The sequence below is a fragment of the uncultured Clostridium sp. genome, from assembly GCF_934754925.1.
GTDB lineage: Bacteria > Bacillota > Clostridia > Clostridiales > Clostridiaceae > Clostridium.
The window spans coordinates 26077-41777 of record NZ_CAKVJA010000021.1 but is presented as its reverse complement, the minus strand read 5'-3'; the positions used below and the strand labels follow the sequence as shown (position 1 = coordinate 41777).

Sequence of the window (15701 nt, the reverse complement as noted above, 5' to 3'; positions counted from 1 at the left end):
TCTAAAGAATATAAGAAATTATGTATATCTTTAGTAGTTTCTTCTATATCAGTTGTTAAGTGAAGCATATCAGTGGCAATCATTTCAGACTTACCATCAAGTGGAAACCTAGATTGTTCAATTGTTGGAACTCCCATACTTAAAACTTTACTTGTTATTGACATTATTTCAGTATTAGTAAGGTTAGTTGAAACTAGTGGTAGTATATCATTCATAATAACTGCTAAATCAGTAATTGAAGCAGTTTTAAATTTTTCAAATAGAGCTGCTAGAACATCTCTTTGTCTTTCTGTTCTTTTAAAATCTCGACCTTCCGTATATCTTATTCTACAGTAAGCTGCAGCTTGAGTACCGTTTAATGTTTGCATTCCAGTAGTTGTTAGTTTCTCTGTGCTTGTACCATTTTGCTTATCAATATTATTTATATAACCATTAATAAAATTTAATTCTTCACTTGTTATATTTAATTCAACACCGCCAAGTTTATCAATTATGGTTGGAAGAGTACGTAAACTTACATGAATAAACTTATCTACCGTTAAATTAAAGTTGTAATTAATAGTTTTTAATATAAGTTCAGGACCACCATAAGCCATAGTATAATTTAAGTTTTGTTTATTACCACTTCCATCAGGTAAGTCTAAGTAAAGATCTCTCATAAATGAAAATAATTTAAGTCTATTATTTTTAGTATCAATTCCTAAAATCATAGTGGCATCGGCTGCTCCGTATAAGTTTCCGTATTTTTCATTTTCAGTGAAATCTGTACCGAATAAAGCAATAGTAATAACATCTTTATCTTCTTTAGCAGGTTCCTTTCCAGTTTCAGTAACTGTACTTCTATCAATCTCAACCCTCTCGACTTTCGAACTAAAATGATTAAATAAAAATATTAGTAAAGAAATTGCTAGTAAAAATACTATCAAAATACTAATTAACACCTTTTTTGTTGTTGATAATTTTTTCTTCATAAGTTCCCCCTTAACTTTTAAAAATTTATGGTATAATTTATATAGTAATTATACTATAAAAAGTAACTAACATATAAGTTAATTAATTAATATTTATAGAAAGTTATACAAAAAATAGAATTTTATAATTTATAAATATATTTAGAACTTTATTAATTAATTTAAAAAAGATATTTTAAATTGAATTTAGTTGTTATATAATATTAATGAGGAAAATAAAACTTTTATTGGGAGGAAATTGTATATGGCAGTTTTAGTATCAGGTGGAATGGGATATATCGGAAGCCATACAACAGTGGAACTTTTAAATGCAGGTTATGATGTTGTAATTGCTGATGATTTAAGTAATAGTAAGGAGCTTGTTAAAGATAGAATAAGAGAAATAACAGGTAAGGATGTTAAGTTCTATAATGTTGACTTAACAGATGTAGAGAAGACAGAAGAAATTTTTAGAGATAATAAAATAGATTCAGTTATTCACTTTGCAGCTTTTAAAGCAGTAGGTGAATCAGTAGAAAAGCCATTAGAATATTATTATAACAATTTAACAAGTGCATTAGTAGTTTTAAAGGCTATGAAGAAATATGGATGCAGAAACTTTGTATTTAGTTCATCTGCAACAGTTTATGGAGATGCAAAGGTTGTTCCAATAACAGAGGATTCTCCATTATCAACTACTAACCCATATGGAAGCACTAAACTTATGATCGAAGATATGTTAAGAGATATTGCTAAGGCTGAAAAAGAACTTAACATAGCAATACTTAGATATTTTAATCCAGTAGGAGCTCATAAGAGTGGAATAATAGGGGAAGATCCAAATGGAATTCCAAATAATTTAATGCCATACATTACTAAAGTTGCTATTGGTGAATTAAAACAACTTAGAGTATTCGGTAATGATTATCCAACTCATGATGGGACAGGGGTAAGAGATTACATTCATGTTGTAGACTTAGCAGTAGGTCATGTTAAAGCATTAGAAAAATTAGCAACTAATCCAGGACTTGTTACTTATAACTTAGGTACTGGTAATGGATACTCAGTATTAGATGTTGTTAAAGCATTTAGTGAAGCATCAGGAAGAGAAATTCCTTATGAAATAGCACCTAGAAGAGCTGGTGATATAGCAACATGTTATGCAGATCCTAAGAAGGCTAATGAAGAATTAGGATGGAAAGCAGAAAGAGGAATCAAGGAAATGTGCGAGGACTCTTGGAGATGGCAAAGTAACAATCCTAAGGGATATAACTAAGAGTTAATTTACAAAATAAATAATAGTAATAAAAAAAAATAGAGGATTTTAAGATAATTACTAATTATGCATAATTAATGATATATAGTAAATTTTAAATCCTCTATTTTTATTATAATTATTTAAATGTTATTTCATTTGAATAAGAAAATACAGTTGAACCAGTTGCAGAAGGTTGACGAACTTGAACTATGCTACTAGTTTTGCAAGAAGCTTTTGGAATAGCTAGAGTATTACTATCTATAAAAGTTTTCTCAACATATTTCCCATCAACATATACATTACTATAATTATTGAAGTTTTCACCTTTAATTAAAATATTATTATCATCATAGATTTCAACACTATTAATTTTTACATTTTTAAAACCAATTTTATACTCACTTGAAGGAACAAGCTCTTCATAATCAGCAGTATAGTTTTTACCATAAATCATGTCATATTCTAATTGATTAAGATATTCAGTCTTTGTTTCTTCATCAAGATTACTATTATGAAGTGTACTTAATGTTGTAGTTGTCAAAGAAAGTTTATCTAATATTAAGGATGTAAGATCATAAGCCTCAATATCTTTATCAGTTTTAGGTAAATTCATATTATCCCATATTAAATAAGGTGTTGCTTTAAGGGTATTAATAGAAACTTCACCATTTTCTATTCCTACTGCAGGGAAATGATCTCCATAAAAAGCAATTACAGTAGGTTCATCTAACTTATTAACAGCCTCTATTAAGTCACCAACAAACTGATCCATTTCATAAACTTGATTTATGTAATATTCTAAACTATTTTTATTGCTCTTAGAATAATCATTAGTAATATAAATCTCTTTATTTTCCATCTCATCATTAGGATAATTTCCATGGCCTTGAACAGAAACACCAAATACTAAATCAGGATTATCTGTAGATGTAATAATATTGCAGATTTCATCTATTAAAACACTATCTTTTGCCCATCCTACAGGAGTTCTTTCTGGAACATTCATACATTCAATTGGAGTAAAGCTATCAAAGCCTAAATTTTTATAAACTACATCTCTTGAATAAAATTTTCCCTCGTGATTATGAAGGGCATTAGCACTATAGCCTAAATCTTTTAAGGTATAGGCAAGAGATGGTATAGCCTTTTTAGAAGCTATAGTATTGTAAGGAAACTCTCCAGTTCCAAAAAAGTCTGTAGACATTCCAGTAATAACTTCAAATTCTGTATTTGCAGTACCACCACCAAGAGCTGGAACCTCTAATAAACCGGAAGTAAACTTTTCAGATAATGATTCAAAGTTACTAACTGGATTTTTATTTAAGGTAATATCAGTTATCCAATTAGGATTTATAAAAGATTCAAGTTGTACTAATATTATATTAGGTTTAACGGTTGAGTTACTATTATCTGGTGCACTTGTTTCAATAGAAGAATTGTCATTGACTTCTTGTGCTGTCCTTAAGCTTACGGTAGTAGAACTTTCAGCAGATAATAGAGATAATTCATCTTTTATATCAGCGATAGTATTTTTCGAATAACCATTAGGTTTATGTATTCCAGTATTAATAGCACTATTAAAGAATGAATAAGAAAATCCATAATGTTCATATCCACCAGCTATATCCCAAAAGTTTTTACTAATTATATTTGTCTTTAATCCATAATTAAGTAGATATGTGAACGTTAGCAAAAATATGAATAAGAAAGAAATATTTCTAAAATATCTAACTTTAACTTTTTTACATTTAAAAAATACAAAAGATAAAATTAAGATTAAAGCTACAAAAGATGAAATTATTAATATAATATAACCTTTTGAAAGATATTGATCACTAAGTTCTAGAGCGCTTTTCATCATTCCTAAATCTGCAAATGTTAAAGGCGTTTCTCTAAAACTAATTAAGCAATTATTTGCAATACCTAAAACAATCCAAATTAATGAACCTAAACTAAATGCAAATAATCTTCTTCTAAATAAAAAACATGGACTTAAAGTCACTGATACAATTAGTACATTGTATAGAAAAATTTTAAAGAAGTGTCTTAAGAAATTATAAGCAGCTTCAATACTTCCTCGAGAAAGCCATTCTATTACAAATACTAAAAGTAAAGAATAAAGTATAAAAAGTAATACTTTTAAAATACTTTCTTTATTAATAATTTTTTTAATCATTTTTCCACCCATTATAAACTTATATATTGTATTTATATTATAAGTGTTAAAAACTGCAGATACAATGTTAAAAATTATACGGAAATGTTAAAAATATATAAATAATAGGGGTAATGGGAAAGGTTATAAGATAAGTTATAATAAAATAATAGATATGAAAAAGTAAAGGGTAAGGGTGAAAAAATTTTATATATTCACTCTTACCTTTTTACTAATTAAGCTACTTAAGGGCTGAGGTTTATGGTATTATTGATAAGGTTTGGGTTGCTGATAAAACTTGAGCCCCACCAGACATTTGACCTATAAATATATTTGAGCCTTCAGCTTTAATACTAGTAGCATCACAGCATATCTTATTTGGTGATATAAACTCTGTAGTAGCAAAATTTCCATCAATTAAGAAAATTGAATTATATGTGAAATTTTCACCTTCAGCAAAAAGCTTTCCATCTTCAATATATAAATTAGATAATACTATATCTTTTGAACCAAACTTAAGATTTGTAGCAATTGGTTTTGATATATAATTGTAAAGGTATTCATTACCAGCAAGTATATCATATTCAATAGATTTTAATGCATCTAGATATTGTGACTCATCATTATAAGGTGAATTTTCATATCCAAATAGATAGTCTTGATGTAGTTTAGTTACTATACCGTTATTCATTCCTAAATCATATAAAACTTTTGAAGTTAATTGATAAGCCTCTAAATCAATATCATTTTTATCTAATCCAATATTATCCCAAATTACATATTCAGTTTCAAATAGATTTTTATTTGATAACTCCTCATTTGAAAGATTTAAATTTGGAAGATGATCACCATAAAAAACAATAACAGTATCTTCACCTAATGCATTTACTGCATTTATAAGGTCGTCTATAAATAAATCCATTTCGTATATTTGGTTAATATAATATTCAATTGAATTTTTATATTTTTCATTGCTTATATTGGTGATGTTTACATTTTTTTTGCCTGCAATTTCATCATTAGGATAACTTCCATGACCTTGAACTGAAATTGTATAAATAAAGTCTTGATTTTCTGTGGAAGTTAATAAATCTAAAATAGGTTCAATTAAAAAAGTATCTTTAGCCCAGCCTAAAGGAGTTCTTTCATTAATAAGCATATATTCTGATGAAGTAAATGTATCAAAGCCTAAGTTTGAAAATACTGTATTACGATTATAAAAATTACCTTCATGATTATGTATCGCATGAGTAGAGTAGTTTGACTCTTTTAAAGCATAATTTATAGATTCAGAGGTTTTGACATTTACTGTTGTATTATATGGATATTCTCCAGGAGCAAAAAAATCTAAGTTAAGTCCAGTTAAAACTTCAAATTCAGTATTAGCAGTTCCACCGCCAATAGTTGAAATAGAAAAAGCACCTGTACTATAATTTTCTTTTAATTTTCTAAAGTTAGCTATTGGATCTATATCACATTTTAATCCTTCAATTAAAAATGGATCAAAGAAGGACTCTAATTGAATCATAATAATGTTAGGAAGATTCTTATCAGATGAATATGAAATATCTGAAGATAGGGCCTTAGCGTTGACTGTATTAGAGTCATCTAAAGAATATAATATTGATTCAATAGAATTTTGTGAATATATTTCAGGTTCAGAAATTCCATTGTTAAGAAGGGTTGTACTAAAACAATAGGTAAACCCATTTTCTTTATAAACAGAATCTAAGTCCCAAAAGTTATTAGAAACTATAGAATTTTTTAAGGCTAAAGAATTACATCCTTTATAGGCCATGAATATTACAAAAATCATTCCTAAAGATAAAAGATAATTAATTTTAAATTTTGTTTTAGGAGCAAAGATAAAAATAAGAACTAGTAAAGTTAAGATGAAAAATAAAGCTATAACTATATATAAAATTTCTTTTTTTGACATATAGTTATTTATTATTTTAAGTCCACTTTTAACTAATTTTAAATCGCTTCCAGTAAGGGGAGTACCACGTAGGTTTAATAATATGTTGTTACCTATTGCTGCAATTACCCATATGACAGATATAACAGAATAAGAAAAGGTTTTCTTTTTGGTTAGTAATGTTATAGATAATGTTAATGAAATAATTAAAACATTAAATAGAAAGGTAAATCCCTTATTTGAAATAAAATTTATGCTTTCAGTAAAAGATCCTCTGCTAATACAGTCAACTATAAAAGCTAATAATAAAGATATAAGTAATAAAACTGAAAGTGGATAAATTAAATATTCTCCAAATTGTTTTCTAAGATTAGTCATTTGTACCTCCTTAAATAAGAATATGTACATTAATTATACAAGAGTAAAAAGAAAAAAAGAATAATAAAATATGAAATAAATGTGAGGAATTTATAAAAAATTTTAAATAGATTTCATTATATGCTATAATTACTAGGATTAGACAAAATATTACCATATTAAATGATAACATTTATGATGAGTGTAATAATTTTTATAACTTTACCTATATAGGTAGAATAATTATATAATAAGGAGAAAGTGTTATGTGTAAGGTTGCAGCGATTATAATTTCGTATAACCCAGATAATAATTTATTAGATAGTGTAAATCTATTAATAAATCAAGTTGATAAAATAATAATTGTAGATAATGGTTCTGAGTCACAAAAGAAAAAAAATATAAATTTAATTAAGGATATAGATAATAAAAAAATAGAAGTTATATTTAATGAAGAAAACTTAGGAATTGCTACTGCATTAAATATAGGTGTTAAAGAGGCTTTAAATCAAGGATATAATTGGATATTAACTATGGACCAAGATAGTAAGGCTAGTTCAAATATGGTTGAAAAAATGCTAGAAGTATATAATGCAATAGATGAAAGTGAGAGAAAAGAGATATTAAGTATTTTCCCTAACTTTGTAGATGAGAGAATACAGTCTATTGAGGAAAATTCAAATATGAATTCTTATGAGTATGTTGATGCAGATATAACATCAGGTAATTTATTAAGAGCAGAAGTATTTGATAAGGTAGGATTTTTTGACGATAGTTTATTTATAGATTTAGTTGATACTGATTTTTGTATGAGGTTGAATGAGAAAAATATTAAAATGATAAAGGTAAGAGATGCAATTCTTTATCATAGCTTAGGAGAAAGTCAATCTGTAAAAAGTATTTTTGGAAAGTTCAATACATCTAACCATTCAGCTTTAAGAAGATATTACATGACAAGAAATAGATTTTATACTTGGGAAAAGTATAAGGATTTAAACAGCTTTACTTTAAATAGAGATAAAAAGCTATTTAAAAAAGAATTTATAAAGATAATTTTAGGTGAAAAGGATAAGATTAATAAAATAAAAATGGTTTTCAAGGGATATAAGGATTATAAAAAAGGTATTAGAGGTAAACTAAAATAGAGTAATTAGAAGGAGAACTAGATATGCTTGGTATAGTAATTGCTAATTGGAATGGTGAAAAGCTAATTGATAAGTGTCTTAAAAGCTTAGAAAATCAAACTTTTAAAGATTTTAAAGTATATATAATTGATAATAACTCTAAGGATAATTCTAAAGAAGTTATTAGAAAATATAAAAATATACTTAAAATAGATTTGACTGAAATGAATTATAATAGTGGTTTTGCGCCAGCCAATAATATTGGAATAAAAAAAGCAATTAATGATGGCTGTAATTACATTTTAACATTAAATAATGATGTTGATGTTCCTAAAGAATCTTTAGAAAATGCCATGAAAGCTATAGAGAACAATAAAGATTTTGATGTATTTCAATTATTTATGATAAATTATTTTAATAAAGATGTTTGCGATGCCGCAGGGTTAAATTTTAAGGAAGACTTAATTCCATTACAAGTAGGGTTTAAGGAAAGTGTATCAGATATATTAAGTAAGAATGATATAAAAATAGAAGGTGTTTGTGCAGGAGCAGCTATATATTCTACTAAAGCATTAGAAGCAGTAAAGTTAGATGATGAAAACTATTTTGACAGTAATTTCTTTGCATATTTTGAAGATGTTGATTTATCATTAAGACTTAAAGATGCAGGATTTAAAGCTAAATTATTAAGAAATAGTATTGTATATCATATGCATTCAGCAACTGGAGGAAAGACAACTGGATTTAAGGAATATTATTTAACAAGAAATTTATTTATGTATACTAAAAGAAACCAGAGCGCTGAAGATTATAAAAAACATAAGAAAGAATATTATATAAGATTTTTAAAAACAGTTGTAAAAAACATTAATAATTTTAATGCTGTAAAATCAGCAGTAAAAGGATTAAATGACGGCTTAAAAGAAAGTAAAAAAATTGAATATTGGAAGGTCCAATAAGGAGGCATTATTGTGAGAAAAATAGTAAAAGCAATGAGAAAAGTTATTTATTTAAGAGATCAGAGTAATTTTAAAAGATATATAAATAGCTTATTAGAGGAAGTAGATTTTACTCCAATTGTAAATATAGTACCAAAGGAAATAAAGAGTATAACATTTGTTATACCAGGAATGCCTGCCTTTAGTGGAGGTCATACATCTATATTAAGATTAGGAACAGAGTTAAGCAAAAGAGGTTATGATGTAGGATATGTTTCTTTTGCACCTCAAAATATAGAAGATATGAAGAAAAATGCAGAAATAAATTTAACTAATTATAAAGGAAATATTCTTGGAGATGATGTTACAAAAGTAAAAAGTGATATAGTAATTGCTACTTCATGGGAATCTGTATATTATTCAAGAAAAATGAGTGGATACAAGATGTATTTCATTCAAGACTATGAACCATATTTTAATTTATATGGAGAGAGCTATATTATGGCTCAAAAAAGTTATGAAGTCGGATATCATATGGTTAGTTTAGGTAAATGGAATAAGCATATGATAGAAAAAGAGTGTGTAGTAAACTCAGAATTAGACTTTATTACTTTCCCTTACGAAGGTAAGGAGTATTTTGCAAAAGAAAGAAACTTCGATTCTTATAAAGATAAAAAAGAATTTAATTTTGCTGTATACATTAAAGATGTTGGTAAAAGAGCACCGTATTTAATTCAATATTTACTTACAAAGCTAAAGAATGATTTTAGTAAAGAAGGAATTACCTTAAATATTAAGTATTATGGTGAAGATAAGAACTTTAAATGCGAAGGTGGAGAAAACCTAGGAAAACTAAATAAAAGTGAATTATTAAACTTATATAATACTTCAGATTTTGGACTAGTTGCATCATTAACAAATATTTCACTAGTACCATATGAAATGTTAGCTACAGGATTACCTGTAATAGAATTTAAAGAAGGAACTTTTGAATATTTCTTCCCAGAGAACACTGCTATTGTAACTTCATTTGATTATAATGATTTTTATAAACAAGTTAAGGAAGCAATGAATAATCCTAGTAAGTTAAAGAAAATGAGCGAAAATTCAATGGAGTACTTAAAAGAATTAAGCTGGGAAAAGACTACAGATGAATTTGTCGAGATTTTAGATAGAGTAAATGGAAGAAAAGGAGATTAGTATGGCTAGAAGTGTTAAAACAAATTATTTATATAATTTGATATATCAAATTACTGCTATTTTATTACCTTTAATAACTATGCCATATGTATCTAGAGTTTTAGGGCCACAGGGTGTTGGAACTAATAGTTTAACTAATGCAAATACTCAATATTTCATGTTACTTGGAACATTGGGGATAACTATGTATGCTACAAAAAAAATTGCAACAGTTAGAGAAAATAGAAGAAAATTAAGACAAACTTTTTGGGAGATATTCTCTATACAATTTATTGGTTGTATGATTTCTTATGTTATCTTTGTAGTAATTTTAGGAATCAACAGTTCATTAGGAATATATTATATGCTACAAGGATTCTTTATTTTATCTAGTGCTATAGATATATCATGGTACTTCGTTGGAATAGAGGATTTTAAAAATGCGTCAATAAGAAGCTTTTTTGTTAAGGTAATATCCGTATTGTTAATATTTATTTTTGTAAAAGATAGTAATGATTTATGGCAATATATCCTTATAAATAGTTTAACTATGTTTGTTGGTCAATGCGTAATGTGGATATACGTGGATAAGAGTACTTTCTCATTTAAGTCCTTAGGAAAGTTAAAATTAAAGAGACATATGATGCCTATTCTAGCTCTTTTTATACCACAGGTGGCAACTCAGATTTACACAGTTTTAGATAAAACTATGTTAGGTATATTTTCACCTACTGTAGAGGTAGGATATTATGATCAATCTCAAAAGATAGTTAGAATATTACTTACAATACTTACTTCTTTAGGAACTGTAATGATGCCTAGAATAGCTAGTTTAGTTAGTAAGAATCAGCATGATTTAGTAAAAGATACTCTTAGAAAATCTTTCACTGTTATAAGCTTTTTAGCAATTCCAATTGCTTTTGGAATAATGGGGGTAAGCGAGAGATTTATTCCTATGTTTTTTGGATATGAATATCTTAGCGTAATTCCTTTACTAAAAATATCTGCAGTTTTAATAATAGTAATTGGATTAGGAAATGTTTTTGGAACACAATATATGATAGCTGTAGGAAAAAATAAAGAATATACTATTTCAGTTTGTGCTGGAGCTGTTGTGAATTTTGTTCTTAATTTAATATTAATACCTAAATATTCTGCGTTAGGAGCTGTAATTGCAACAGTATCTGCAGAATCTACAATTGCATTAATTCAGTTATGGTATTCTAGGGAAATAGTAGATGTTTCTTGGATTAAGGAAACATATAAATATTGGGTTGCTGGAATACTTATGCTTGTTTTAGTTTCTCTTATGGGAGAGGGAACTCAAAGAAACTTTATAATATTAGCTAAACAAATAGTAACTGGTATAGTGGTATACTTTGGAAGTTTAATAATATTAAGAGATAAAATGCTTAAAAATTCCTTTAATGTAGTAAAGGAAAAGTTAAAAAAGAATAAATAATTAATCATTATATATGTAGGAAAAAATTAATAAAAATATATCATAATATTATGAAATATTTATATAGGAAGAGAGAATTTTATATATGGAAAAATTAGTTTCTGTAGCCATAGTAAATTGGAATGGAGAAAAATACTTATATAAATGTATAAAATCATTATTAGAACAAAATTATAAAAATATAGAAGTAATAATTATAGATAATGATTCTACTGATAATTCTGTAAAGATAATTGAAGATAACTTTAAGGATAATGTTATATTATTTAAAAATAAAAATACTGGATATGCTGGCGGAGCTAATAAAGGTATTGAATTATCAAAAGGCGATTATGTGATAATAGCCAATCCTGATATTGTATTTGGTGAAAATTACATAGAAAATTGTATTAAGAAATTTGAAGATGATTGTACTATAGGAGCAGTAACAGGAAAGCTACTTAAGTATGATTTTGACAATGATAAAAAATTAAATGTAATAGATTCTGTAGGAATAGCCTTTAATCACTATAGACAAGGAATAGATATTGGACAAAATGAAGTTGATGAAGGTAAATATGAAGAAGACAAAAGAGTATTTGGGGTTTGTGGAGCAGCTGCAGTTTTTAAAAGAGAAGCATTAGAAAAAATAAAAATTAATGATGAATATTTCGATAATGACTTTTTTGCATATAAAGAGGATATAGATATTTGTTGGAGATTAAATTTATATGGATTTAAATGCTATTATGTACATGATGCAATTGCATATCATGGAAGAGGAATGAATAGTAGTAAAGGAATAATAAATACTATAAAAAATAGAAGAAGTCAGTCAGAATTTTTAAAGGGTATTTCTTTTAGAAACCACTATTTAATGATTATAAAAAATGAAACAAGTTATTCTTTTAAAAGGGATAAGAGTAAGATATATATAGGTTTAATGAAATATCTTGTATTCTTTATGATATTTGATTGGAAATGCTTAAGATATATTAAAGAAATAAAAGCTAAAAAAGCTTTAATGGAAGCAAAAAGAATTCAAATATTAAAAAATATAAATATATCTAATGAAGAGATATATAAACTATTTGATTTATAATCATGGAGGGATAATATTGAATAGTGTATCAGCGGTTATTATAACATATAATGTAGAAAATGATTTTAAGAATCGTATTAATAAGCTTAAGGGAAAAGTTAATGAAATTATAGTGGTTGATAATGGATCTAAGGCTGAAACAATTAGTATGTTAAAGGAATTAGAAAAAGAAATAACTATTATATATTTAGAAAAAAATAAGGGAATTGCATATGCATTAAATAAAGGAATAAAGTATTCTATTGAAAAGGGATATGACTGGATATTAACTTTAGATCACGATAGTATAGTTACAGATGATATGATTAAAAATATGTTAAAGTGCTATGAAGGTTTTGATCAAGAATTAAAGGAAAAAGTAGCAATGCTTGTACCAGTACATGTTGAAGAAAAAGAATATGAAAATAATAATATTATTAATAATGAAGAAGTAGCTTCAAAGTTATATACAGAAGTTTTAACGGAAATTACCTCTGGAGCATTGACTAAAAGTAGCATATATAAGAATGTTGGGTTATATGATGAAAAGCTATTTATTGATTTAGTGGACCATGATTATTGCTTAGCTTTAAATAAAAAGGGGTTTAAGGTAATACAAGTTAATTCGGCTGTTTTAATACATAATCTAGGAGATAGTATTAAAAAAAGTATATTAGGATTAAAAATGATTCCTACAAATCATAGTCCCTTAAGAAGATATTATATGAGTAGAAATAGACATTATATTTGGGATAAGTATAAGCAAGATTTCCCAGGGTGGGTATTAACGGATAAAAGAAGATTTATTACTGAAAATTTAAAGATTATTTTATTCGAAAATAATAAAATAGAGAAGCTTAAATATATTAGAGAAGGAATAAGAGATTATAAAAATAATATATTTGGTGAGTTTAAAAATAATAAATAAAATAGAGTGGAGTAAAAGAGATGGAAGATAAAAAGGACACTATAAGAAGTATTTTTAATATAGTTACAGCGTTAATTTTTATTGAATTTGTATTAGGGGGACTTGGTCATATATTAGGCCTTCCAATTAGAAAGGGGCTATTTGCAGTAGGTATACTTTTCTCAGTATATATGATTTTAAGAGAAAAAATAAAAGTTGAAAAAAGATTTTTGATTCCTATTATTGTAGTATGTATATATATAGCTTATGGTAGCATTGTGGGATTGATTAATGGAAATAGTTTTGGTGATATATTTTCAGATGTAAATTCATTCTTAGGAATATTATATATATTACTTTTAATAGCTTATGTAAAAGGTAGAAGTGAAAATATTAATAGAGTATTAAATATATTTGTAAATTCTGCAGTTGTAGTTTCAATTATAACTATTATATTATTTGCAGTAAGTAGAATTTACTTACCTAATAATTTAGAAATAATAGTAACTTACAATAATTTAAATACTAAATTACAATATGGTCTTATAAGTGGATTAGTATTATCTAATAATTATGCTAGAGTATATCTATATAATGGTATTTTTATGCAACTTGCAGCAGCAATTATGTTTATTAAATTATTTAATAAAGAAAGAAATATATCAGGAATAGTAAAATTAGCACTTCTTTTAATTGGAATATATGTATCAAATACAAGAGGTTTTTGGCTTGGAACATTAGGAGTAGTAGTATTATCATTTGCTTATTATCTATGGAGAGTTAGAAGAGATAAATTAACTATAAAAAATGTTTTAATTGCTATAATACCTTTAATTTTAGTTGCAATTATATTACCTAAAACTATAGTGCCTGTATCTCCTGATCAAAACTTACCAGAATCATCAGGTAGTATAAAAGATAGAATTGAATCTATTGGAGATTTTGAAAATGATGAATCTAATAAAGTTAGAGCAATTCAACTTAGATTTTTAGTTGATAAGATAAAGGAAAAACCAGTTTTAGGATGGGGATTTGGTTCTCATATTTATGAATATCCTCAGTACATGGAGGAAAATGGATTACAAAGTGTTAATAGTAGTAGTTTTGAGCTATACTATGTAGAATTAGTATTTAAGACAGGGGTAATTGGTGTATTAATATTCTTTGGATATTTAGTATATAATTTCATTAAATTATTATTAATTCTATTTAAGAAGGGCTTAAAACAAAGAGATGAACAAATGTTAGTAGGATGGACAATAGGAACTATGTCAATTTTAGCATCATCAATTACAAATCCTTATATTGCAGGTTTATCAGTATTCTTTGTTTTAGTTATGGAAGTTTATTTAATACAACTATATGATAAGAGAATTTAAATTTTAGTATACAAATTATTAAGATTTACTTAAGGTGCATGTTATAGTGCACCTTTTATATTGACATTAATATTATTAAATAGTAAGATTTACTTTATGTATGACTATAATTAGAAATTAATCTAAATTTAAGGTATAATAAAAACAAAAAAAACTTGAAAATTGTAGAAATAAATGTGATTATATGGAATAATATAAATATACCATAAAAATATTAGTATAATTTTAAAGGAATTTAATTAGAATTTATTTATATTAAATTTAAATATTAGTTTTAAATTATAGTAATTATGAAGTAATTTGATAATAATAAATATATGGGAGTATTAACGGAGATTCATATGGAGTGTGATAACATGACTGATTTTAGAGTTAATGATATAGGAGATGAGAAAAAAGGAATAAAAGTATATTTATTTCTAAAAAGATTAATAGATATAGTTGGTTCCTTAGTAGGATTAATACTATTGAGTCCAATTTTTCTTATTGTTGCAATAGCTATAAAGTTTGACTCGAAAGGTCCAATAATATTTGGCCATACTAGAAAAGGTATTGGTGGGAAGGATATAAAGGTTTATAAATTTAGAACTATGTATCAAAATTCTCAAGAGATATTTGATAATTTTACAAAAGAGCAAAAAGAAGAGTTTTATAAAAATTTTAAATTAGAAAATGATCCTAGAGTTACTAAAATAGGAGATTTTTTAAGAAGAACTAGTATAGATGAATTACCTCAATTAATAAACATCTTAAATGGTACTATGAGCATAGTTGGTCCTAGACCAATAGTTGAAAAAGAAGTAGCACTTTATGCTGAATATGCACCTAAATTATTTTCGGTTGTTCCAGGACTTACTGGATACTGGCAAGCTAATGGAAGAAGTGATACTACATATGAGGAAAGAATTAAAATGGATATGTATTATATAGACAATAGAAGCTTATGGTTAGACTTGAAGATAATTTTTAAAACCTTTGGATCTGTAATTAAGGGTGAAGGCGCAATTTAACATA

Annotated in this window: 12 protein-coding genes; 9 read left to right on the top strand and 3 right to left on the bottom strand. The window is 26.2% G+C overall.

Going from position 1 to position 15701, the window contains the following annotated elements; translation table 11 throughout:
* On the bottom strand, positions 1-971 hold a 971-nt coding region (locus Q0G30_RS08475), incomplete at its 3' end, for an LCP family protein (protein ID WP_294388862.1).
* A gap of 244 nt (positions 972-1215) precedes the next feature.
* Here Q0G30_RS08475 and galE point away from each other — a divergent pair.
* A complete protein-coding gene (gene galE / locus Q0G30_RS08470; RefSeq protein WP_294388860.1) occupies positions 1216-2226 on the top strand; it encodes a UDP-glucose 4-epimerase GalE in 1011 nt (336 codons plus the stop codon).
* 118 nt (positions 2227-2344) lie between these two features.
* Here the strand turns inward: galE and Q0G30_RS08465 are convergent, their stop codons facing one another.
* Together Q0G30_RS08465 and Q0G30_RS08460 are read right to left on the bottom strand one after the other, a co-directional pair.
* Positions 2345-4384, bottom strand: coding sequence for an LTA synthase family protein (locus tag Q0G30_RS08465; RefSeq protein WP_294388858.1), 2040 nt, complete (start codon positions 4382-4384; stop codon positions 2345-2347).
* Between the two features lie 238 nt (positions 4385-4622).
* Positions 4623-6659, bottom strand: a complete 2037-nt coding sequence (locus Q0G30_RS08460) for an LTA synthase family protein (RefSeq protein WP_294388856.1) — start codon at positions 6657-6659, stop codon at positions 4623-4625.
* A 245-nt stretch (positions 6660-6904) separates the two neighbouring features.
* On the opposite strand from Q0G30_RS08460, the gene Q0G30_RS08455 reads away from it, so the two are divergent.
* The 8 genes from Q0G30_RS08455 to Q0G30_RS08420 all read left to right on the top strand — a co-directional run bounded on the left by Q0G30_RS08455 (position 6905) and on the right by Q0G30_RS08420 (position 15697).
* Complete coding sequence (locus Q0G30_RS08455) at positions 6905-7783, top strand: glycosyltransferase family 2 protein (protein WP_294388854.1); 879 nt, start codon at positions 6905-6907, stop codon at positions 7781-7783.
* A gap of 23 nt (positions 7784-7806) precedes the next feature.
* A complete protein-coding gene (locus tag Q0G30_RS08450; RefSeq protein WP_294388852.1) occupies positions 7807-8721 on the top strand; it encodes a glycosyltransferase family 2 protein in 915 nt (304 codons plus the stop codon).
* A gap of 12 nt (positions 8722-8733) precedes the next feature.
* Positions 8734-9900, top strand: a complete 1167-nt coding sequence (locus Q0G30_RS08445) for a glycosyltransferase (protein WP_294388851.1) — start codon at positions 8734-8736, stop codon at positions 9898-9900.
* Position 9901: 1 nt separating this feature from the next.
* Positions 9902-11341 carry a flippase gene (locus tag Q0G30_RS08440; RefSeq protein ID WP_294388849.1) on the top strand — a complete coding sequence of 480 codons (1440 nt, stop codon included), beginning with the start codon at positions 9902-9904 and terminating at the stop codon, positions 11339-11341.
* An 85-nt stretch (positions 11342-11426) separates the two neighbouring features.
* Positions 11427-12422: a glycosyltransferase family 2 protein gene (locus tag Q0G30_RS08435; protein WP_294388848.1), complete on the top strand. Its 996-nt coding sequence runs from the start codon at positions 11427-11429 to the stop codon at positions 12420-12422.
* 16 nt (positions 12423-12438) lie between these two features.
* Entirely contained in the window at positions 12439-13329 is an 891-nt protein-coding gene (locus Q0G30_RS08430; protein WP_294388847.1) for a glycosyltransferase family 2 protein, read from the top strand.
* A 20-nt stretch (positions 13330-13349) separates the two neighbouring features.
* Positions 13350-14687 (top strand): O-antigen ligase family protein, encoded by a 1338-nt coding sequence (locus tag Q0G30_RS08425; RefSeq protein WP_294388845.1) that lies wholly within the window; start codon positions 13350-13352, stop codon positions 14685-14687.
* Between the two features lie 341 nt (positions 14688-15028).
* Positions 15029-15697 (top strand): sugar transferase, encoded by a 669-nt coding sequence (locus tag Q0G30_RS08420; protein WP_294388843.1) that lies wholly within the window; start codon positions 15029-15031, stop codon positions 15695-15697.
* Positions 15698-15701 lie beyond the last annotated feature (4 nt).